This is a genomic window from Streptomyces meridianus (assembly GCF_023703325.1).
GTDB lineage: Bacteria > Actinomycetota > Actinomycetes > Streptomycetales > Streptomycetaceae > Streptomyces > Streptomyces meridianus.
This window is the reverse complement of record NZ_JAMQGM010000013.1, coordinates 14,961-36,000: the sequence shown is the minus strand read 5'-3', so window position 1 is coordinate 36,000 and position 21,040 is coordinate 14,961. Positions and strand designations below refer to the sequence as shown.

Here is a 21,040-nt window from a genome sequence, read left to right as displayed (position 1 = left end):
GATCAGAGGGCGAGGGGGGACGGGGCCGGGGTGACGCGGTTGCTGCCGGCCTCGACCTGCCACCCGGCGGCGCGGCGGGCGGTGGCGTTCCGGTCGGTGCGGTCGCTGATGTAGACCCAGTCCATCTGCACGCGCTCGGGCGTCACTTCGAGCAGCGAGTAGCCGTGGGAGTCGAACTCCAGCATCTTGACGTGCCGGTTGGCGGTCTTGATCGACTCCTCGACGGCGACCGAAGTCGTGCGCGGCGGGGACTTGGTGATCTCGTCGAGGTTGTCCGACGTCACGGACGTGCACACGAGTTCGGCGGCGACCGACGGCGAGGCCGGATAGGTGCCCGCGTCGAGCGGCACGTCGGCGGCCCACGAGGAGTGGATGTCGCCGGTGAGGAAGACGGTGTTGTCGATGCCGTTGTCGTGCAGGTGCGACAGCAGTTCACGGCGGTCCGCGGTGTAGCCGTCCCACTGGTCGACGTTGTACGGGACGCCCTCGGGCGGCAGGAGCCCGGTGACGTCGGCGAGGGGCCGGCCGATGCTGTCCGGCAGCGGTGGGAAGACCACCGGGGCGATCATCACCGGGTTGCCGACCAGCCGCCAACGGGCCTTCGTGGTGGCCAGGTTGTCCTTCAGCCAGCGCATCTGGTCGTCGCCGGTGATGCTGCGCGCCGGGTCGTCGACGTCTCCGAGTTCGGTCTGTCCGACCTGCTTGCTGCGGTAGGTGCGCAGGTCCAGCAACGACAGGTCGGCCAGGCCGCCGAAGGCGAAGCGGCGGTACAGCCTGCGGGCGTCCGGTTCGCGGACCGGCATCCACTCGCCCCAGGCGCGGCGGGCGGCGGCGATCCGTGACGTCCAGTCGCCCTCGGCGCCGGGCGTGTGGTTCTCGGCGCCGCCGCTCCAGGCGTCGTTGGCCGACTCGTGGTCGTCCCAGGTGACGATGAACGGGGCGACGGCGTGCAGGGCCTGGAGGTCCGGGTCCTGCTTGTACTGGGCGTGCCGGCGGCGGTAGTCGGAGAGGGTGACCATCTCTCCTGACGGGTCGTGGCCGCGCCCGATCCCGGGGCCGGGGCCGTACTCGCCGTCGCCGTACTCGTAGAGGTAGTCGCCGAGGTGCAGTACGGCGTCCAGGTCGGTGCGCGCGGCGAGGTGACGGTAGGCGGAGAAGAAGCCGCCCATGTAGTTGGCGCAGGAGACGACGCCGAAGCGGAGTCCCGTCGGGGAGCCGGAGGCGGCCGGGGCGGTGCGGGTGCGGGCGGCGGCGGACGTCTCGCCCTGGCAGGTGAACCGGTACCAGTAGGTGGTTCCGGCGTCGAGCCCGCTCGCGTCGACCTTGACGGTGTGGTCGGTCTGCGGCCCGGCGGGCGTCGTCCCCGAGCGGGTGACGTTGCGGAATCCGGAGTCGGTGGCGACCTCCCAGCCGACGTCCACTGTGGGTCCGGCGCCGGAGCCCGGGGCGGCCTCGTCGGTGGGAGTGACCCGGGTCCACAGCAGGACGGCGTCGGGAAGCGGATCGCCCGAGGCGATCCCGTGGCGGAACACGCCGGTGGCGGCGGGTGTCGCCCCGTGGGCGGGCAGGACGGTCCGGGTGGTGAGAACGCCGGCGGCGGTGAGGCCGGCGGCGGAGAGGAAGCGGCGGCGGTTGAGGAAGGACATGCATGCTTCCTAGCGGCACCGGGTGTACGCGCGGAAGCCTGCTGATGACTATTCGTGCCACCGGGAGCCCCGGAACGGCAGCAATCGGGACCGGGGAGGGACATCGGTCCTGTCGGTCCGCGGAACGCAGACGACCCGCGAGCCTGGTCCCCGGGGCGCCGTGACGGCGGCCGGGGAGCCGGTCGGACGAACCGGCGGCTCGCGGGTCGGGTGACTGCGATGGATTGGCCGGCGCTGCCGCGCTGTCACGCGGACGTACGCCTCTGGCCTTCCGAATCGGGAAGGGTCCCGGTCCGGCCGATGCGCAGAGTGCGACGACGGGCGCTAGCCCGCAGTCACCTCACGCGTCCGGTATGTCTGCACTTCCGAACCACCTCCCTTCTCGTGTACGTCACACGCTAGGTACCGGAAGGCGGTCCCACAACCCCTTTCCGGGGCCTTCGCCGGCGGTGACTTTCCCCGAACTCCGTGTGTTCTGCGTCACAGAGGAGTTGAATGATGTGGTGCTTCGCATGCACACGTCCACCAGGGGGTGCGCGATGAGTGCTTCCCGGCCCGCGGGCCGTGTCCGTTCGTCGGGCGCTTCGGACCTGCTCGCCGCTCTGCTCGACGGGATGGACGTCGCACTGTGCGCGTTCGACGCGAAGGGCACCGTCACCCACTGGAACCGCGAAGCCGAGCGGATGCTCGGCTGGTCGGCCGCGGAGGCCGTCGGCCGCCCGGGCCTGGCGGGCTGGGCGGTGCGGTCCGCGGACGCCGACGAGGTGCGCACCCGGCTGCTGGGGGTCATGGACGCGCCGGGCCGCCGGGTCGGTGAGTTCGCGCTGCTGACCAAGGACGGCGGCCGGGTCCTCGTCCGGTTCCAGGCGTGCGGGGTGCGGGGCGCCGACGGCCGCCCGGCCGGCGTGTACTGCGCGTTCAGCGAGGTGCGCACCCAGATCGACCTGGAGCGTTCGGTCGCGCTGAGCGAGGCCCTGTTCGCGGACGCCGCCTGGGGAGTGGTGCTCGTCGACGCCGATCTGCGCCCGGCCGTGGTCAACCCGTACGCGTCCCGTGCGCTGGGCGGTGAACGGGCGTGCCTTCTCGGCAGCCCGTTGGGCGAACTGCTCTCCCAGGGGGCCGAGGAACTGGAGGGCGCCCTGCAGTTCGTGCTCGCCGAGGGGGCTCCGCCCGAGCCGATGGACGTGTGGGTGCGCATCGCCGGGACCGACGCGCCCCGCAGGTGCTGGCGCAGCGGCTTCGTGCGGCTGGCCGGCCCGCTGGCGGAGGATCCGGTCCCGCTCGGGGTCGGCTGGTTCTTCCAGGACGTGACCGCCGCCCGGCGGCAGGAGCAGGAGAACTCCCTGCTCCGCTTTCGCGGCAACCAGCTGCACCGGGCCGGCCGGGCGGCCGTCGAGTGCGAGGAGCCGCTGGATGCGGCGACCGTGCACGTCGACTTCGCGCTGGCCGGTTTCGCCGACCACGCGCTGATCGACGCGGTGGCGGCGCAGGACCCGGTCCGGCTGGTGCGGGTGGCCCGGACGCCCGAAGGGGCGCCGGGACCGTGCACGCCCGTCGCGTCGGGCGGCGTCCCCGTGGGGTACTTCGACGGCCATCCCGCACTCCAGGCGCTCGAGCGCACCGGCTCGGTCCGCGCGAGTTCGGGTGGCGGTGCCGTTCCCGGGTCGTGGGCGCAGGAGCGCGGCTGGCCGGAGGACGTGGTGCACGCGCTGTGCGTCGTCCTGCGCAGCCGGGGACGGACGTTGGGGGTGCTGACGTTTCTCCGGGGGCCGGGCCGCAGTGCGTTCGGCCGGGCCGACGCCGCCTGCGCCGAGGACGTGGCGGTGCGGGTGGCGGCAGCGCTCGACCTCGCGGCCTGCCTCGCTGCCACCGGTTCCTGACGCCCGTTCAGGTCAGTAGAAGATCCGGTCGGCGTGCTCGGCCATCAGCGTGCCGTTCCGCTCGTGCCCGCCGTCGACGTTGCCGGAGCTCAGTACGGGCGGGGTGATGCCGCGGGCGGCGATGTCCACCGCCGCGGAGGCCATGAGCGCCTGCATCAGCGCACTGGTGACCACGGTCGAGGCGGGAGCGAACGGGACATCGATGCCGTCGTCCCTCAACTCGGCGTCCCCGACCGCGATCTTGCTGTCCAGGACGACATCGCAGTGGTCCACCAGGTGCGTGCCGGTGTGGTGCCGGGAGGCGGTGCCGTCGGCGTAGGCGCGCGACGTCACCCCGATCACCGTGAGGCCGAGGGAGCGCGCGGTCAGGGCCGTCTCGACCGGCAGCGCGTTGCGGCCGGACAGCGACACGACGACGAGGAGGTCGCCGGCCCGGACCGGGGCGGCGGCGAGCACGGCCGCGGCCAGCCCGCTCACCCGCTCCAGCGCGCTGCCGAGGGTCGCGGAACCGGCGCCGACACCGGTCGCGCCCGGCACGGCGAGCAGGTTCATCAGGGCCAGGCCGCCCGCGCGGTACACGACGTCCTGTGCGGGAAGCGAGGAGTGCCCGGCCCCGAACGCGAAGAGGCGGCCGCCTGCGGCGACGGTGCCTGCGACGAGGGAGGCCGCCGCGCCGAGGTTCTCCTGCTCCTCCTCGTGCACCCGTTGCAGCAGGCCGACGGCCGCGTCGAGGAAGCGTGCGGCCGGGGTGTCCTCGGTCATGGCCGCCAGGTCCTTCCGGTCGCCGGGTGCCGGGTGGTGTCGATCACGTTCGTGGCCGGAACGGCGTCCTGTCAAGGGCGGCCCCGGCCGGTGCGGCACCGCTGTCCGCGGGATGCGTCAGAATTGGGGAAGGGCCACCGCACGAGCTATCGAGGGGCGCGCATGTCCGGACTCATCGACACGACGGAGATGTATCTCCGCACCATCCTGGAGCTTGAAGAAGAGGGTGTGGTCCCGATGCGAGCCCGGATTGCCGAGAGGCTCGACCAGAGCGGCCCGACGGTCAGCCAGACCGTGGCGCGCATGGAGCGGGACGGGCTGGTCCAGGTCGCCGGGGACCGGCACCTCGAACTGACCGAGGAGGGACGCCGGCTGGCGACCCGGGTGATGCGCAAGCACCGGCTCGCCGAGTGCCTGCTCGTCGACGTGATCGGCCTGGAGTGGGAGCAGGTCCATGCCGAGGCGTGCCGCTGGGAGCACGTGATGAGCGAGGCCGTGGAGCGCCGGGTCCTCGAGCTGCTGCGGCACCCGACGGAGTCGCCGTACGGCAACCCGATCCCGGGCCTCGACGAGCTGGGGGAGCAGGCGGAGGCCGACCCGTTCCTGGACGAGGGCATGGTCAGTCTGATGGACCTCCACCCCGGGGCCGATGCGAAGACCGTCGTCGTGCGGCGGATCGGCGAGCCGATCCAGACGGACGCGCAGCTGATGTACACGCTGCGCAGGGCCGGGGTGCAGCCCGGTTCGGTGGTCAGTGTGACGGAGTCGGCCGGCGGGGTGCTGGTCGGCAGCAGCGGTGAGGTCGCCGAGCTGGAGCCGGACATCGCCTCGCACGTGTTCGTCGCCAAGCGCTGAGCCCGCGACCGGTCACCCGGCGGCCGCGCCCGGGGGATGCCCTGCCGGATCCGGTCTCCCCGATTCCTGCCGGAAGGGGGGCGCGCGGAGCCCGGTCGTGCGACTCTGTGGCACAGGCATATGGCCCGGGCGTTTGCGCTTGCCGCAACCGTGGGCAGAGAAGGCCGAAGCAGGGCTGGGGGGCCCGTGCCCGAGGACGGCGAGCCAGGGGAGGCACGATGCGTTGTCCCGCACGGACCGACGTGACCCGCTATGCGGGCGACGGGAGCCGCGGCGGGGGTTCCGGGGCGTTATCGCGCCGCCGGAACCCCCGTTCCCCATGTGTTCCCGGGGGGACCCGGAGCCCCGAGCTCCCAGGGTCCGATCCCCAGGACCTCCCAGTCACTTCCTTTCCTCGACAACGTGGCTCAATCCTTGAGCCCGGTCACTCGAACGAGGGTTGTTGTGCGCAGATGCACCTTGTTCGAATAAGAGTTCGATAGCGTGGAGGTCCGGAACGAACCGTCCGACCGAACCGGGGAACCGACCGCCGCCGATGCGGCCGGGCCACAGGGAAAGGGGGTGCCGGAACCGATGGCGCGACGTATCGACGTCACCGGAGCCGGCGGTCTGCGGCTCGCGGCCTGGGAGTTCACCGAACCCACCCGGGAAGGCGGGGCGGACACACAGGCCCCCGGAGTGCTCCTGCTGCACGGCCTGACCGGCCGTGCCTCGCACTGGGCAGGCGCCGCCCGCTGGATCTCCGCGCGTCACCGGTCCGTCAGCCTCGACCTCCGCGGTCACGGCAGCAGCGAGCGCCCGGCCGACGGGTGCTGCACCCGCGAGGCGTACGTCGCCGACGTCGAGGCCGCGCTCGCCCAACTGAACCTCGCCCCCGCCGTCCTCATCGGCCACGGCATGGGCGCGCTCACCGCCTGGCAGCTCGCCGCGGCCCGGCCCGATCTCGTCCGGGCCCTCGTCATCAGCGACATGCGGGCCTCGGCGCTCGGCGCCCGCTCGCAGCTCGAGTGGGAGGCGTGGTTCGACTCCTGGCCCCTGCCGTTCGCCACCCTCGCCGACGTCCGCACCTGGTTCGGCCAGGACGACCCGCAGCTCGAACGCCCCAACCCGGCCCGCGGAGACTTCTACGCGGAGGTCATGGCCGAGTGCTCCGACGGCTGGCGCCCGGTCTTCTCACGTCGTCAGATGCTCGCCTCGCGGAGCACCTGGGTCCACGACGCCCACTGGGACGAACTCTCCGGTGTGCAGTGCCCGACGCTCGTGGTCCGCGGCATCGACGGCTCCCTGGGCCGGGCCGAGGCCCAGGAGATGGTCCGCGTGCTCCCGCAGGGGGTGTACGCCGAGGTCTCCGACGGCGGCCACCTCGTCCACTACGACCGGCCCGAGGGGTGGCGGGCTGCCGTCGAGCCCTTCCTGGAGCGCGTCCTTCCGATCTGAGCGGAAACGGCCCGCTGGAGGTGCGGGGACGACGCTGCCGCACCGACACCGGCGTCCCCGTGGCGGGACGGTCAACCGGACGGGATGCTGACCGCACCCACGGATCGTTGTCTAATGGCCGGGGACACCCGGGGACCGGGCGGCGTCCCGGGCGGGCGCCTTCGCCCGCCGCACCGCCGCCCCCGCACGCCAGCCGAGGGACACCACGTCATGCCGCACCAGGCCGTCAGCGCATTTGACGACGCCGCCCACTGGATTCTCACCGTCCTTGCCGTCGGCGTGAGCCTCACGGTCTTCCTGACCGGTGTCTCCATCGGAGCCCGCCGTCTGCTCGGTATCCGCGTCGGGGTGCTCCGCACCGTCGTCGCCTGCGCCGCGGGCATGGCCGCCTTCCAGGCGTTCAACTTCGCGCTCGACGACAACGACACCCGCGCGGCGCTGCTGACCGTCTCGCTGACGCTGTCCCTGTTCGCAGCCATGGCCATGCTCGCCCTCGTCGAGGTGCTCGTCCCCTCCGGCAGCTGGCCCCGCCCGGTGCAGTGGGCACGCGCCCTCCACCGCCGGGCCCTCAGGGCCCGCCGCTACTCCCGCATCAGCCGGATCTTCATGCGCCACGGGCTGGGCCGCTACATCCGCGGCCGGGCCGGACTCGAGCGCGCCGCCGGCCCCGACGATGCGGGGCTGCTGGCGGCCCGCTCGCTCCGGCTCGCCCTCGAGGAGTGCGGCGGCACGTTCATCAAACTCGGCCAGGTCCTGTCCACCCGGCGGGACCTGCTGCCCCCGCACATCGTCGACGAACTCAGCCGGCTGCAGAGCGATGCCCCGCCCGCACCCTGGAGTGAGGTCGAGACGGTGCTCCACGAGGAGTTCGGGGCACCGGTCGGCGAGGTTTTCGCCGAGTTCGACCACCGGCCGCTGGCCGCCGCCTCGATCGCCCAGGTCCACCGCGCCACCCTGCGCGACGGCAGCCAGGTCGTCGTCAAGGTCCAGCGGCCCGCCATCCGCGAATCCGTGGAACGCGATCTCGACATCGTCCTCGCCATCGCCCAGGGCCTGCACGTGAGCACCCGCTCCGTCCAGGGGCTCGGGCTGCGGGAACTGGCCGACGGTTTCGCCGTCGCGGTCCGTGAGGAGCTCGACTTCCGCATCGAGGCCCGCAACGCGGAAATGGTCGCCGCGGCGTGCGGCGGCCACGCCCAGGACGCCCCCGTCCGCGTGCCCCGGATCCACCACGACCTCTCGTCGGCCCGGGTCCTGGTCCAGGAGTGGCTCGACGGCGTGACACTCGAGCGCGCCGGCACCGCCGCCGACGCACGCGGACTCGACCGGGACGCCCTGGCCCGCGTGGTGCTGGGCGCCATGCTCCGCCAGATCATGCGGGACGGCGTCTTCCACGCCGACCCCCACCCCGGCAACATGCTGCTGCTCGCCGACGGCCGGATCGGCCTCCTCGACTTCGGCTCCGTGGGCCGCATCGACCCCACCGTCCGGGACGCCATCCAGCATCTGCTTCTCGCCGTCGACCGCAGCGACCCGCCCGGGATGTGCGACGCCCTACTGGAACTCCTCGGGCCCCGGCTGCAGAACCGCGACGAGATCGTCGACACCCTCCAACTGGAACGTGAACTGGGCCAGTTCATGGCCCGCCACCTCGGCCCGGCCGCTCACCCGGACGCCGAGATGTTCTCCTCACTGTTCCGGCTGCTCACCCGTTTCGGGCTGACCGTCCCCCCGGAGGTCGCCGCCGTCTTCCGCTCGCTGGCCACCCTCGAGGGCACCCTCACCCGACTCTCGCCCGGCTTCAACCTGGTGGACGAGGCACGGGGCGTGGCGACCCGCCTGGTCACCGAGCGCCTCGCCGCCGGACCGGCGGGCCGGCTGGCCGCCCGAGCGGGCCGCTCCTACGCGAGCTGGACGGGCACTCCCGAGGAGGACCTGGAACCCCTCACCTCCGACACCGCGGTGCAGGACGGCGCAGCCCTGGCCCGCACGGTCGCCCAGGAACTCCTCCCCCTGCTGCCCATGCTGCGGCGGCTGCCCAGACGGGCGGAACGCATCACGACCTCCCTGGAACAGGGCCGTCTCTCCGCACGCCTCCGGCTGTTCGCCGACGAGAGCGACCGGCGTTTCGTCTCCCGTCTGGTGCACCAGCTGCTGGTCACCCTGCTCGCGGCCGGAACCGGGCTGATGGGCGTGCTGATGCTCGTCCTGGGCACCGGCCGCGGCCCGCACGCCACCCAGCAGCTGGAGTTGTACCCGCTGCTCGGCTACAACCTCCTGGCCGTCAGCGCCGTGCTGACCCTGCGGGTCCTGTACGCGGCGGTGGGCAAGGAGCGGTAGGACGTGTCCGGCGCATCCTGCGACCGGTGACCGCTTCCCGGCTTCGACTCACCCCTTGCTGACCGCCGTCAGGATCTCCGGCAACCGGGCCGCGGTCCGTGGAGCGGCCAGCCGCAGCCCCAGCAGCGCGAGCGCCGTCCCGTAGGCCACACCCACCGGCAGCGCGAGCCACAGCCAGGCGTGCCCGCCCGTCACGTGCAGCCACACGACCGGTCCCACCACCGGCGCACACAGCAGTGCACCGGCGAACACGCCGCCCAGGATGCTCATCCAGGCCAGACCGGCCTGCCCGGGCGCGACGTTCTTGTAGCCGCTGTCCTGCGGGATGGAGTACGGGAACAGGGCCGAGGCCACCGCACCCGTTCCCAGCAGTGCCCCGAACAGCGCCAGGGCCACCCCCAGCACCTCGGGAAGGTCCGGCCACCGGTGCAGGAACGCCGCCGAGCCGACGGTCACCAGCGTCACGTACGGCAGTCCGACCGCGGCCGGCGCCAGCAGCCGGCCGCGCAGTTCCCGATACGCGTCGCGCGGCGACGAGACCGTCTGCACCACCATCCAGAAGGCCGAGCTGTCCTGGCCGAACTGGTTGAACATCTGCATGCCCAGCAGGCCGGCCGCCCAGCACGCCGTCCACAGGGTCCGGTTGCCCTGGACGGACGACACCACCGGCAGCAGCAGCCCGATGCCCAGAGAGGTCGCCCACGCCGCCTTGGTCCTGGGGTCGCGCAGGACGTAGCGGAGGGACCGAACCATCACCGTCGAGCTGCGCCCCGCCGGCAGCAGAGCGGCCGGACCGGAGCCCGCGCGCTCCCTGCGCGAGGGTGCCGACACGGCCCGGAGCGTCGAGCCGTCGGGCGACGTCATCAGCCGGGTGAGGCTGTGCTCCCACCACCACAGCAGCAGGACCGGCGCCGCGGCGGTGAGCCCGAGCAGGACGGCCGCCTCCCCGTACGCGCCCTCGCCCGACGCCCGGACCGCCGCCACCGCCGAGGCGGGCGGCACCCAGCGCAGTACGCCTGCCGCCGGCTCCAGCAGTGCCAGACCACCGGGCGCGGTCAGCTTCTCCACCCCGATGTTGACGAACTGGAAGCCGATGGCGATGAACAGGCCGCTCAGCAGGGCGAGATCACGCCCGCGACGGCTCGTCAGCAGCCGGATGTTGGCGGCCGCGACGGCCCGCGCGAGCGCCACGCACACCAGAACCGTCAGCGGCACGGCGAGCACAGCGGTCACCGCCCCCGCCGCACCGTGGGCGACCGCAATCGCACACCCCGCAGCGAGGGCGAGGGCGAAGACCGGTCCGACGCCCACCAGCGAGGCGGCCAGCAGCGGGACGACGAGCGAGCGGGGCCGCAGCGGCAGCATCACCAGCCGCGTCGGGTCGAGCGTCTCGTCGCCGCCGGGCACCAGCAGCGGCACCACGGCCCAGCCGGCCGCGAGGACCACGGCGAGGACAACGGCCACCGCCGCCGCGTGTTCGTGGCCGCGCAGGGCGATCAGGACGAGGAGCTGGCTCGCGGCCAGCAGCAGCGACACCACGGCGGCGACGGCGAACGCCGCCCGGCGTCCGGAGGACTGCCGCAACCCGCCCCGCAGCAGCGCCAGCTTGAGCCGGACGAACACTGCGGTGGCCGAAGCAGCGGGGCCCGGGGCGGGGCGGCCGGACCAGGCCCGTGGCGCGACCGGTGCGGCCGGCGGCGTCGTCGGTGGCGTTCTCATCGGGTACCCCCGCCGAGCCAGTCCAGCTCGTGCTCGCCGGACGTCCGGTCGGCGCCGACGAGTTCGAGGAAGGCTTCCTGCAGGGAGGACGCATCGCCGCGCACGGCCGCCAGCGGCCCCTGGGCGCGGATCCGGCCGGCGGCCATCACCGCCACCCAGTCGCAGAGGCTCTCCACGAGTTCCATGACGTGGCTCGAGAAGACGACGGTGGCCCCCGATGCCGTGTAGCGCTCGAGAACGCGGCGGATCGTCTGCGCCGAGACCGGGTCGACACCCTCGAACGGCTCGTCGAGGAAGAGGACTTCGGGGTTGTGCAGCAGGGCCGCGGCGAGCCCGATCTTCTTGCGCATGCCCGTCGAGTAGTCGATGACGAGCTTGCTGCCCGCGTCGGCCAGGTCGAGCACACCGAGCAACTGGCCGGCGCGATCGTCGACCTCCCGGCCGGGCAGACCGCGCAACCGGCCGACGTAGGCGAGAAGTTCGCGTCCGGAGAGCCGTTCGAACAGGCGCAGGCCCTCGGGCAGCACCCCGATCCGGGACTTCACCGCCACCGGGTCGTGCCACACGTCGTGGCCGGCCACCTCGACCCGGCCGGCATCGGGCCGCAGCAGTCCGGTGACCATGGACAGGATGGTCGTCTTGCCCGCGCCGTTCGGGCCCACCAGGCCGAGGAACCTGCCGGCCGGCAGCTCCAGGTCCACGCCGGCGACCGCGTCCTGCTGCCCGAACCGCTTCCACAGCCCCTGGATCCGTACGGCCGGTGGTCCCGGGGGCGGCGTGCCCGGTGCTCCCGCGTCCGGTGGTGCCGGTGAACCCGCTGTTCCTTGCCGGTCCGGCGTGTGCTCCGTCCCGCTGCGCACCATGCGGCGCCCCCGTTCACTGCTCCGGCCGCGGCCGGGGAGAGGCGGGCGGTCCGCCCCGGGGGTCAGCGTAGGTGCGGGGCCCAGGGGCGCGAATCGCTCCGGAGGACGACCCGCGAGGGCCCGGGGTCCGCCCGTACGAGGAGCGGCGGCATCGTGCTCCCGGAGGGGGAGGCGGCGTCCCGCGCGCAGGCGTAGGCCACCGGCCCGGCGATCTCCTCGGCGTCCGGCAGCCACCGGTTGTCGGACGTCGGCGGCTGGATCCAGCGGGCGGGTCCCAGCGCGCCATGGCGGCTCGGCGGCGCCACGACGAAGTGGCCCTCGCCCCAGGCCATCAGGTCGAGGGAGCTGGGCCGCCAGCCCATCCGGCGTGCCAGGTCGGGCACGTGGGCGGCAGTGCCGGGCAGCACGAAGAAGAGCATCCGGCGGTGCGGGGTGCACGCCACCGGCCCGACCGGCAGCCGCAGCCGCTGCATCCGCGCGAGGGCGAGGCAGCCCGCCGCCTCGGGCACGTCGAGCACGTCGAAGGTGCGGCCGGCCGGCAGGAGGATCGACGCCCGCGGCCGCTGTTCCCACATCGTCCGCACGGTGTCCGGGTTACTGGTGGCACGCGCCTCCCAGTCCGACTGCGCGGGGTGGGCGCCCGGGGCCGGGCAGTCGCCGGCAGCCGCGCAGGAGCAGTCACCGTTTCCCCGTGGCCAGGTGCCGGGGTGCACGTCCCACAGCCGCTCCCGGGCGTAGGCCACCGCGGCGTCGAGCAGCTCGCTGTCCCGCGGCGGGGCGGGACGGGAGGTTCCGGTCGGGGTCACGGTCTCTTCCACGACCATGACAACTGCCGCCGGGGGCATCGGTTACGGGCGCCGGCTGCCACTGCGGCGTGTCCGGCGCTTCCCGTTCGGGAGGACCGGACAGCCGGGCGCGGGAATGCGCCATGGCACGGCCCGGCCGATGCATCGTTTCGCCGCTTGCGGCGCCCGGGCCCCGTGGCCGAAAAGGCTGCGCCGACCGGCGAATCTGCGCCATGACCGGGAGAAATATCAGGAATTCCCGTCATAGTCGAAGGGCATAGAGCCTGTGCGTCGTCCGCTTCGTTGACGGCTTTCCCCGCGAAGGTCCGGGGTCCCGTGGGCGTTCAGGTGTTTCCGGCTTCCGCCGAGCGCGACGCCCGCCGTCGGGGTCCGGCGCCGGATCCGCACGAGCGGCGTCGTTGCCGCGTCATGCAGAGGGGGTAGTCCTATGGCCGCAAGGCCGCTCAGCGCCCGCCGGCCGAACGAACGGCTGCAGGCCCTCATCCACGAGGCGGCCTGCTCGAACGCCGGTCTGGCCCGGAGGGTGAACGCGTGCGGGGCCGAGAACGGCCTCGACCTGCGCTACGACAAGACGTCGGTCGCCCGCTGGCTGCGCGGGCAGCAACCGCGCGGCAGGGCCCCGGCCCTGATCGCGGAGGCGCTCGGCCGCAAGCTGGGGCGCACCGTCACGGTCGACGAGATCGGGATGGCCGCCGGCGACGACCTCTCCTCCGCGCTCGGACTGCGGTTCGCCGCAACGGTCGGCGGGGCCGTCGAGCAGGCGCGCGAGTTGTGGCGCAGCGACGTCGGGCGCCGGGACTTCCTGCCGGGCTCCGGGGTCGCGGCCACGGCGCTGGTCGAGCCCAGCCGCGACTGGCTGATCACCGGACCGGACCCGCACGTCGCGCGCAACGCCGGGCCGAGGGTGGGCGCGTCCGACGCCGCCGCCGTCCGGTCCATGACGCTGGCGCTCACCGCGCTGGACCACCGGTACGGCAGCGGGCATCTGCGCTCCGTGGCCGTGCACTACCTCAACAGCGTGGTCTCCGGCTTGCTCGAGGGGTCGTACACCGAGGCCGTGGGACGTGAACTGTTCGCGCACACGGCCCGGTTGACCGAACTGGCGGGCTACATGGCCGTCGACACCGGACACCCGGCCCTCGCCCAGCGCTACTACATCCAGGCGCTGCGGCTGTCCCAGGCCGCCGGCGACCGCGGGTACGGCGGTCATGTGCTGGCGTGGGGGATGAGCCACCTGGCCGCCCTGCTGGGAAACCCGCGGGAGATCACCCAGCTCGCGCGGACCGCTCAGGAGGGCACCCGCGGCGCACTGCCTCCGCGCGCGGAGGCGATGTTCGCGGCCGCGGAGGCCCGCGGGCACGCGCTGCTCGGCGACGGCCGGGGCTTCGAGTCCGCCGTCGAGCGCGCCGTGGCGGCCATGGACCGCACGGGCAGCGGACCCGAGCCCGAGTGGATCGAACACTTCGACCGTGCCTGCCTCGCCGACGAACTGGCCCACTGCTACCGGGATCTGGGCCGGCCGGAGGAGGCGCTGCGGTATGCGCAGGAGGCGTTCGCAGGGCACGACGAGGGACGGGTCCGCCGCCGGTTGGTCGCCCTGGTGCTGGTGGCGTCGGCCCAGGTGCAGCGTCGGGCGCTGGATGAGGCGTGCCGCACGGGGCTGCGCGCCGCCGAGTTGCTCGCCGGGCTGCGTTCCGAGATCGGCGAGGGGTATCTGCGGGATCTGCGGCAGCGGCTGGCACCGTATGCCCGGGAGGCCGTGGTGCGGGAGTTCGGGGCCCGGCTGGCCGCCGGGGTGGGCTGACCCGGACCCGCCGGCCGGGCCTCCTCAGGACACCGCGGCAACGGACCCCGCCGGTCCCGCATCACGGCTGCGGGGCCGTGCGCTCCCAGGGGCGTCCGGACTCGATCGCCGTCGCGAGACCCAGCAGCAGGTCCTCCCCGCCGGGCGGCGCCACGAGCTGCACCGAGCACGGCGCGCCGCCGGGCAGCGTGCCGAACGGCAGGGCGAGTGCGGGCCAGCCGGCCAGGTTCCACACCGGGGTGAACGGAGAAAAGAACGTGTTGGACGCCAGGTTCCGCAGCCAGCTCCGCGTGTGCCAGGGCTCGGCGGCCGGGGCGCGGCGGGCGAGCGCGGGGAGCACCAGGGCGTCGTACCGGGCGAAGAACGGGGCCAGCCGCTCCCGCAGCCGCTCCCGCGTTCCGTTGCCCAGCAGCGGTGTCCGGGCGGCGAACCGGCCCACTGCGGCATGCCGCCTGGTGCGGGGGGTCAGCAGTTGCGGGTCCAGTCCCTCGGCGTCCTCGGCGGTGCCGGCGGTCCAGTGGGCGAGCGCGGCCGCGCCCAGCCAGACCGGGTAGGGCGGGTCGTCGGACTCCACCCGGTGGCCGGCCCCGGCGAGCAGTCCGGCCGCGCCGCGGGCCGCGGCGGCATACGGTTTCGTCACCGGAACGCCCACGAGCGGGCTGCGGGTGGACACCGCGATCCGGGCCGGTGCAGCGGGAGCCGGTGCTGCGGCGGGGTCCACGGGCGTCCGCCCCGCCAGCACCGAGAACATGAGCGCGGCGTCGGCGGCCGTGGTGGCCAGCGGACCGTTCTCCGCCAGCCCGAACCAGTTGCTGCCGCCCAGTTCGGCGGGGACGACGCCCCAGCCGGGCTTGAAACCGATCAGTCCGCAGCACGCCGCGGGTATGCGCAGCGAGCCCATGCCGTCGGCGCCGAGTGCGAGGGGAACCGTCCCGGACGCGACCGCGGCGGCGCTGCCGCCGGACGAGCCGCCCGACGTGTGCCCCGGATCCCATGGGTTGCGGGTGACGCCGTACGGGCCGTCGGTGGTGCCGAACACGCACAGCTCGGGCACGTGGGTCAGCCCGACGACGACCGCACCTGCCTCGCGCAGCCGCCGGACCGCCGGATGGTCCTCGTCCGCGGGGGTGTCCGGGGTGGCGGCGCTGCCGTTGCGCAGCGCCTCGCCGCGGACGGGCACGTTGTCCTTGACCGCCACCGGTACGCCCGCCAGCGGCAGCCGGTCGAGACCGGGCCGGGAGGCGAGTGCGTCGGCCTCCTCGAGCGCCCGGGCGGTGAGGACCGTGCGGTAGGCGTGGATCCCGCCGTCGAGGCGTTCTATGCGCTCCAGGTGCTCGGCGACGACCTCGCGCGGGGTCACCCGGCCCTCGCGTACGGCGGCGGCGATGTCCACGGCGGTCCGGCCGGCCCAGCTCACATGTGCTCCTCGGAGAGGCGTACGCCCGGCGCTCGACGTCGCCCGGGTCGGGTGCGCTGATCACTGTGCCGCACCCGGCCGTCGCGGTCGAGGGGGTGGGCGGGCCCGGGTGCGCACGTGAGCGGAACCGTGACGTCCGCCACTCGGTGCCGGGCCCGGGTGCGACGGCGGTGCTGGCCGGGGGCGGGTGGGTCGGGGTGGCGGGGTACGGGTGCGGGCGTCGGCCCACCAGGGCCATGGCAGCCGGGCGTTGGGAACCGGTAGCGTGAACGGCTGGTTCCGTCAGTTCAGTCCAGCCCTCAGGCCAGCCGCTAGGAGTTCCGGTGTCGCAGAACGGACAGGGGAACGAACCGCACCTGCCCGCGGTCCCGCCCGCGCGTGAGGGCGTCGTTCTGCCCTCCTCCGGCCCCCGCTCCGCAGAGCCCGCGCACGGTGGCTCCTGGGCCCCCGACCCGCAGGGAGCGCCGGCCGCCGGGCAGCCGTGGGGTCAGCCCTGGGGCCCGGACTCGGCGGCTGCGGCGCAGCCGCAGCAGGACGGGGCCTGGGGATCCGAGCCCGGCGGCGGGCAGTCGTACCCGGGCGGAACCGCCGCGGGTGACGCGCACCGGTCGGACGGCGGACCGGGCCTGCCGCCGGGCGGGCCGTATCCGTCGCAGCCGGGAACGCTGCCGCCCGCCGCTCCGCCGGCGCCCCCCGCGCAGCCGCCGGGGCAGATGCCGCCGTACCAGCAGCCGCCGTATCCCCAGGCAGGGCCGCCGCCGTCCCCGGCCGCCGCGGACGAGACCCAGATGCTGCCGCCGCAGCAGCCGCACGCCTCGCCGTTCGACGGGTCCGGCCAGCGCGGCGGCGCCCCGGGCGCCGGTTCCTGGCCGCCGCCCGGACCGGACTCCGAGGCCACCCGGTTCATGCCGCCGGCCTCCGGGACGCCGGGAGCTCCGCTGCCCCCCGAGGAGCCCGCCGAGCCGGCGTCGGAGCGCACGGCTTTCCTGGGGCGGCGCCGTCCGCACCAGGGCGCGCCGGGCGGACCCGGGGCCGACGCGGACGCGACCCGGGTGATGGGCGTGCACGCTCCTCCCCCGGCCACAGGCCCCGGGGCCGACGGGCCCCGTCACGCCCCGCCCGTCGCCGGCGGTGAGCCGCCCCGCCCCTCGAGTGCGCCGTTCGGCATCCGGCCGGGCATGCCCGGCGACCGGCCGCCGCCGGCCGAGTTCGACGGCCTGTTCCGCAGCGACTCGGCGCCGGAGGGGGACCGGACACGTCACATGCCGCCCGCGGGGGGAGATCATCCGCCGTACGGTCCCCAGGGCGCGGGGCCGAGCCGGTACGAACCGCAGAGCCGGGCCGGGCGCCGCAACGCCGCCTCCAGCAGGGGACTGTCGACGGCCGCGATCATCGGGATCGTCGTGGCGGCCTGCGCCGTGGTCGGCCTGGCCGCCGGCGCCGCGCTGAGCAGCGGTGACGACGCGTCGGACGGCAAGAAGCCCGGTGGCGCGGGGGCCGGGCAGGACAAGGAGCCGAAGGGCCCCGGTCCGGCGGTGCAGCAGGCGAAGGCACTCGACGCGCTCCTCGCGGACAGCAACAACAGCCGCTCGAAGGTGATCAGGGCGGTCGCGAGCATCAAGACGTGCACCAACCTGGACGCAGCGGCGAAGGACCTGCGGGAGGCCGCGAACCAGCGCAAGAGCCTCGTGGCCCGGCTGGCGAAGACGAAGATCGACAGCTTGCCGGCCCGTACCGAGCTGGCCGGTTCGCTCAACGCCGCCTGGAAGGCCTCCGCCTCCGCGGACCTGCACTACGCCGCCTGGGCGGAGCAGGTCGGGGGCAAGAAGGGCTGTCACAAGGGCAAGGCCCGGGCCACCGCCCACACGGCGGCCGGGAACCGGGCCAGCGGCGACGCGACGGTCGCCAAGAAGCGGGCCGCGCAGTTGTGGAACGCGATCGCCCGGGAGCACGGGCTGACCGAGCGGCAGTACGGGCAGCTCTGAGGGCCGGGGGCCCGTCCCGGCGGTGACCGGGACGGACCGTGACCGCAGGATGCCTCCACCGGGACGTTCGGTGACCGACGCCGGGCGCCGTTCGTCCCGCCGACCGAGGAACGTACGATCGATGACCGTGCAAGGTACGGAGAACTCTTCCCGCAGGGGCCGTCGCTCCACCACCATGGGCGTCATGCCACTCAACGACATGCCGTGGTGGCGCTGGCGCTGCAATGTGCGCTCCGCGCTGCACATGCTCTCCGACCCGACGTTCCAGCAGAACTGCTGGCTCGCCGGGGCCCAGGGCTACGGGGACGTCACCGACGCCGTGTACCGCCTGGTCGAGGACACCTGGCTCGACAACTGGTCCGCCGAGAAGTACGTGGGCACGATCTTCCGCGACTCCCAGGAGGCGGCGCTCGTCGACACCGCCGTGCTGCGGGTGCTCCGGATCATGCACCAGGTGGGTCCGGACGCGCCGGTGTCCGCGTACCTCGACCACCACGCCTGGACCGAGGCCGTACGGGCCGCCCGGGAGGCGCACGTGCGGCTGGCGGGGAACGACGGCGAGGACCCGGACGTACCGCCGCTCTCACTGGAAGGCCTGGCCGCGGCGACGCAGGCGGTCTGACGGACGGGCGGCGGCACGGGTGTGCGAGGGTGTGAGCCATGAACGACTCGCAGTCCGCCGCCCCCGACCAGTACGTCCTCACCCTGTCGTGCCCGGACAAAAAGGGCATCGTGCACGCTGTGTCGAGCTACCTCTACATCACGGGCTGCAACATCGAGGACAGCAGGCAGTTCGGTGATCACGACACCGGGCTGTTCTTCATGCGGGTGCACTTCTCGGCCGAGGCGCCGGTGGACCTGGAGAAGCTCCGGCACAGCTTCGCCGCCGTCGGTGACTCCTTCGCGATGGACTGGCAGATCCACCGGGTCGAGCAGCGGATGCGGATCGTCCTGATGGTCAGCCGGTTCGGGCACTGCCTGAACGATCTGCTGTTCCGGGCGAGCATCGGGGCGTTGCCGGTGGAGATCGCGGCCGTGGTGTCCAACCACACGGACTTCGCCGAACTGGCGGCCTCGTACGACGTCCCTTTCCACCACATCCCGGTGACCAGGGACAACAAGCCGGAGGCCGAGGCGCAGCTGCTCGAGCTGGTGCGCGCCGAGCGGGTCGAACTTGTCGTGCTCGCCCGCTACATGCAGGTGCTCTCGGACGACCTCTGCAAGGAGCTGTCCGGCCGGATCATCAACATCCACCACTCCTTCCTGCCGAGCTTCAAGGGCGCCAAGCCGTACCACCAGGCGCACGCCCGCGGGGTGAAGCTGATCGGCGCCACCGCGCATTACGTGACCGCCGACCTCGACGAGGGCCCGATCATCGAGCAGGAGGTCGAGCGGGTGGGCCACGAAGTGACGCCCGAGCAGCTCGTCGCCGTCGGCCGGGACGTCGAGTGCCAGGCGCTGGCCCGCGCGGTCAAGTGGCACAGCGAGCACCGGGTGCTGCTCAACGGACACCGCACCGTCGTCTTCAACTGACGCGTCGCACGCCCCGGCCGGGGCAGGGGCCGGAACCCTCCGCCGGGTTCCGCCTTCGCCGGGCGCGCCCCCGTCAAAGCCGCGAGAGCGAGGCGGCTGCCGAGAGCACGTCGTGGATGGCTTCCCGGTCCCCGAGCTGCCCCGCCGCGGCCTCCTCGGGCGGGATGTGCCCTGCGGCAAGGTGACAGAACTCGGTTCCGTCCAGCGCGACATGGGCCACGGCGCCCTCCTCCGACGACCGGGCGGCCGGCGAGTCCAGCGCGATGTACCAGTCGCCGCCGCCGTTGCCCTCCACCTCCAGATGGAGGCTGCGGCCGGGCGCCCCGGCGAGCGCGGGCCCGCGGGCCGGCCCGGCCAGCCCCGCACGGCGCCGTCGGGCGAGGGCCTCCGGGAGCATGCGCATCGCCAGGTCGATCATGCGGTTGAGGTGGGCGGCCGCCGGCGGCTGGTACGGGTAGGCGATGGCCTCCGCGATGTCCTCGGCGTGCACCCAGCACTCGAAGGCGCGGTCGAGCAGCGAGTCGCGCAGCGGCAGTGCGAACGCGCCGTAGGAGACCGGGAGTCCGGCGATGTCCGGCCGCCCGTAGGACAGCGTGCGCACCAGGGTGTGGGCCTGCCGGCGCCACGGGGCGTGGACGTCGCCCGGTTTCCCGCCCGTTCCCTGCCAGTAGGCCTCGGTGCGTGCGGTCGGTGTGCCCCCGGGCGGTGCGGACGGGCCCAGCGGGTCGTCGAGGCCCAACGCCGTGGCCACGGCGCCGTCCACGGTCATCAGATGGCCGAGCACACCCGCGACGCTGCTCTCCCGCTCCACCATCGACCGGCCCTCGAACCACCGCAGCCGCACGGGTGCCGACCACTCGGCGTTGTCCATGTCGCGCAGCAGGGCGTCCAGTCGAGCGGTCTCGGCGTCGTACGGTCCGGCCCAGTCGGGGACCGGGATGCGTGCGGGACGCCGGTCCAGGCAGCTCTCCAGGACGCGGGAGCGCAGCAGCGGATCGAGATCGAGATTGTCCTCGCGGTGCATCAGGCCGACCGCTTCGCGCAGCCGCACGGCCTCGTCGGCGCAGGCCGCGCAGTCGCTGAGGTGCTGCTCGACGGCTGCGGTCTCCTCGGCGGAGCAGGCGGACAGTGCCCAGGCGCCGAGCAGGGCCTTGAGCACCTTGTGCTCGTAGCGTCCTGTATCCGGTGCGGCGGCGGACGGCGGCGGGAGCACGGGGTGCGGGTCGTCGGCCGCCGCACGGGGCGCGGGCAGGGTGCCGCCCGGGCGGACCGGCGGCAGCATCCCGCTGTCGTCGGGGGCGGGCCGCGGCGGCGGTATCCGGGGCACCCCGCCGGGCCGGTTCTCGGACGGGTCGCGGCCCTCGGGCCCGGAGCGGTCGGGGCCGTTCACAGCGCACGCCGGTGCACGGGAGGCGCGGGGACGGGGCCGGCTCCGGCGGTGGACAGCAGCTGGAGGCCCAGTCTCAGCCGGCGCCGGGCCTCGTCGGCGGTGACGCCGAGGTCGAGGGCCGCCTGACGGTAGTCGCGGCGCTGGAAGTACGCGAGCTCGAGGGCCGCGCGCAGCGACGCCGGCATGGAGGACCTGATGTAGTCGGCCCGGGCGGCGGCGGACGCCTGGCGGACCTTCTCCTCCACGTCCTCGGCCGTACCGCCGCCGGTGCGGGCGCGTTCGGCCTCGGTCAGCCGCAGCAGTCCGACGGCCTCGCGGCGGGTGAGGTCCGCGATCCAGGACCGGAGAGAACCGCGCCTGGGGTCGTAGGTGCCGGGGTTCTCCCACACGGTCGCGAACACCTCGCGGGTGATGCGGTCGGCGGCCGCCTCGTCGTTCAGCACCCGGTGGGCGAGGCCGTGCACGAGGGAGGCGAACCGGTCGTACAGCTCGCCGAGCGCCGCGGCCTCGCCGCGGGTCAGGCGCTGCTGCATCTTGCGGTCCCAGAGGAAGGGGGCTTCCTGTGTCATCCAGCACCTCCTCCGCCGTCTCGGTGGGCACCGG

Annotated in this window: 16 protein-coding genes; 8 read left to right on the top strand and 8 right to left on the bottom strand. The window is 74.1% G+C overall.

Annotated features, from left to right (window positions below; all coding sequences use genetic code 11):
- Positions 1-2: 2 nt before the first annotated feature.
- Positions 3-1,646, bottom strand: a complete 1,644-nt coding sequence (locus M1E25_RS05435) for an alkaline phosphatase D family protein (protein WP_251410438.1) — start codon at positions 1,644-1,646, stop codon at positions 3-5.
- A gap of 539 nt (positions 1,647-2,185) precedes the next feature.
- Here M1E25_RS05435 and M1E25_RS05430 point away from each other — a divergent pair.
- On the top strand, positions 2,186-3,526 hold the full coding sequence (locus M1E25_RS05430; RefSeq protein WP_251410435.1) for a PAS domain-containing protein: 1,341 nt from the start codon (positions 2,186-2,188) through the stop codon (positions 3,524-3,526).
- 12 nt (positions 3,527-3,538) lie between these two features.
- Here the strand turns inward: M1E25_RS05430 and M1E25_RS05425 are convergent, their stop codons facing one another.
- On the bottom strand, positions 3,539-4,288 hold the full coding sequence (locus tag M1E25_RS05425) for an SIS domain-containing protein (protein WP_251410431.1): 750 nt from the start codon (positions 4,286-4,288) through the stop codon (positions 3,539-3,541).
- Positions 4,289-4,450: 162 nt separating this feature from the next.
- Between M1E25_RS05425 and M1E25_RS05420 the strand changes: the two genes are divergently transcribed.
- The 3 genes from M1E25_RS05420 (at position 4,451) to M1E25_RS05410 (ending at position 8,920) form a co-directional block, all read left to right on the top strand.
- Positions 4,451-5,143, top strand: coding sequence for an iron-dependent transcriptional repressor DtxR (locus tag M1E25_RS05420; RefSeq protein ID WP_251410428.1), 693 nt, complete (start codon positions 4,451-4,453; stop codon positions 5,141-5,143).
- A gap of 573 nt (positions 5,144-5,716) precedes the next feature.
- On the top strand, positions 5,717-6,580 hold the full coding sequence (locus M1E25_RS05415; protein WP_251410425.1) for an alpha/beta fold hydrolase: 864 nt from the start codon (positions 5,717-5,719) through the stop codon (positions 6,578-6,580).
- Positions 6,581-6,790: 210 nt separating this feature from the next.
- Positions 6,791-8,920 carry an ABC1 kinase family protein gene (locus M1E25_RS05410; RefSeq protein WP_251410422.1) on the top strand — a complete coding sequence of 710 codons (2,130 nt, stop codon included), beginning with the start codon at positions 6,791-6,793 and terminating at the stop codon, positions 8,918-8,920.
- Between the two features lie 48 nt (positions 8,921-8,968).
- On the opposite strand, the gene M1E25_RS05405 is transcribed toward M1E25_RS05410, so the two are convergent.
- The 3 genes from M1E25_RS05405 to M1E25_RS05395 all read right to left on the bottom strand — a co-directional run bounded on the left by M1E25_RS05405 (position 8,969) and on the right by M1E25_RS05395 (position 12,308).
- A complete protein-coding gene (locus M1E25_RS05405; RefSeq protein WP_251410419.1) occupies positions 8,969-10,639 on the bottom strand; it encodes a transporter in 1,671 nt (556 codons plus the stop codon).
- Entirely contained in the window at positions 10,636-11,502 is an 867-nt protein-coding gene (locus M1E25_RS05400; protein WP_251410416.1) for an ABC transporter ATP-binding protein, read from the bottom strand. Before M1E25_RS05400 ends, M1E25_RS05405 begins: the two co-directional genes overlap by 4 nt.
- Positions 11,503-11,564: 62 nt before the next feature.
- Positions 11,565-12,308 (bottom strand): bifunctional DNA primase/polymerase, encoded by a 744-nt coding sequence (locus M1E25_RS05395; RefSeq protein WP_251410413.1) that lies wholly within the window; start codon positions 12,306-12,308, stop codon positions 11,565-11,567.
- A 427-nt stretch (positions 12,309-12,735) separates the two neighbouring features.
- On the opposite strand from M1E25_RS05395, the gene M1E25_RS05390 reads away from it, so the two are divergent.
- Positions 12,736-14,112: an NsdA family TPR-like regulatory protein gene (locus tag M1E25_RS05390; RefSeq protein ID WP_251410410.1), complete on the top strand. Its 1,377-nt coding sequence runs from the start codon at positions 12,736-12,738 to the stop codon at positions 14,110-14,112.
- A 61-nt stretch (positions 14,113-14,173) separates the two neighbouring features.
- On the opposite strand, the gene M1E25_RS05385 is transcribed toward M1E25_RS05390, so the two are convergent.
- Positions 14,174-15,529, bottom strand: coding sequence for an amidase (locus M1E25_RS05385; RefSeq protein ID WP_251410407.1), 1,356 nt, complete (start codon positions 15,527-15,529; stop codon positions 14,174-14,176).
- A 323-nt stretch (positions 15,530-15,852) separates the two neighbouring features.
- Here M1E25_RS05385 and M1E25_RS05380 point away from each other — a divergent pair, with 323 nt between their 5' ends.
- From M1E25_RS05380 to purU, 3 genes are all read left to right on the top strand, one after another.
- A complete protein-coding gene (locus M1E25_RS05380; RefSeq protein ID WP_251410404.1) occupies positions 15,853-17,514 on the top strand; it encodes a hypothetical protein in 1,662 nt (553 codons plus the stop codon).
- Between the two features lie 121 nt (positions 17,515-17,635).
- Entirely contained in the window at positions 17,636-18,136 is a 501-nt protein-coding gene (locus M1E25_RS05375; protein WP_251410401.1) for an SCO4402 family protein, read from the top strand.
- 38 nt (positions 18,137-18,174) lie between these two features.
- On the top strand, positions 18,175-19,047 hold the full coding sequence (gene purU / locus M1E25_RS05370) for a formyltetrahydrofolate deformylase (protein ID WP_251410398.1): 873 nt from the start codon (positions 18,175-18,177) through the stop codon (positions 19,045-19,047).
- Between the two features lie 73 nt (positions 19,048-19,120).
- On the opposite strand, the gene M1E25_RS05365 is transcribed toward purU, so the two are convergent.
- Positions 19,121-20,437 (bottom strand): zf-HC2 domain-containing protein, encoded by a 1,317-nt coding sequence (locus tag M1E25_RS05365; RefSeq protein ID WP_251410395.1) that lies wholly within the window; start codon positions 20,435-20,437, stop codon positions 19,121-19,123.
- On the bottom strand, positions 20,434-21,006 hold the full coding sequence (locus M1E25_RS05360) for a sigma-70 family RNA polymerase sigma factor (protein ID WP_251410392.1): 573 nt from the start codon (positions 21,004-21,006) through the stop codon (positions 20,434-20,436). Before M1E25_RS05360 ends, M1E25_RS05365 begins: the two co-directional genes overlap by 4 nt.
- Between the last annotated feature and the right edge of the window lie 34 nt (positions 21,007-21,040).

Excerpts from the sequence above, each read along its gene's own strand:
- M1E25_RS05415 (WP_251410425.1), top strand. The coding sequence starts at position 5,717 with ATGGCGCGACGTATCGACGTCACCGGAGCCGGCGGTCTGCGGCTCGCG.
- M1E25_RS05410 (WP_251410422.1), top strand. The coding sequence starts at position 6,791 with ATGCCGCACCAGGCCGTCAGCGCATTTGACGACGCCGCCCACTGGATT.
- M1E25_RS05405 (WP_251410419.1), bottom strand. The coding sequence starts at position 10,639 with ATGAGAACGCCACCGACGACGCCGCCGGCCGCACCGGTCGCGCCACGG.
- M1E25_RS05375 (WP_251410401.1), top strand. The coding sequence starts at position 17,636 with ATGACCGTGCAAGGTACGGAGAACTCTTCCCGCAGGGGCCGTCGCTCC.
- M1E25_RS05420 (WP_251410428.1), top strand. The coding sequence starts at position 4,451 with ATGTCCGGACTCATCGACACGACGGAGATGTATCTCCGCACCATCCTG.
- M1E25_RS05360 (WP_251410392.1), bottom strand. The coding sequence starts at position 21,006 with ATGACACAGGAAGCCCCCTTCCTCTGGGACCGCAAGATGCAGCAGCGC.
- M1E25_RS05390 (WP_251410410.1), top strand. The coding sequence starts at position 12,736 with ATGGCCGCAAGGCCGCTCAGCGCCCGCCGGCCGAACGAACGGCTGCAG.
- M1E25_RS05425 (WP_251410431.1), bottom strand. The coding sequence starts at position 4,288 with ATGACCGAGGACACCCCGGCCGCACGCTTCCTCGACGCGGCCGTCGGC.
- M1E25_RS05400 (WP_251410416.1), bottom strand. The coding sequence starts at position 11,502 with ATGGTGCGCAGCGGGACGGAGCACACGCCGGACCGGCAAGGAACAGCG.
- M1E25_RS05430 (WP_251410435.1), top strand. The coding sequence starts at position 2,186 with ATGAGTGCTTCCCGGCCCGCGGGCCGTGTCCGTTCGTCGGGCGCTTCG.
- purU (WP_251410398.1), top strand. The coding sequence starts at position 18,175 with ATGAACGACTCGCAGTCCGCCGCCCCCGACCAGTACGTCCTCACCCTG.
- M1E25_RS05435 (WP_251410438.1), bottom strand. The coding sequence starts at position 1,646 with ATGTCCTTCCTCAACCGCCGCCGCTTCCTCTCCGCCGCCGGCCTCACC.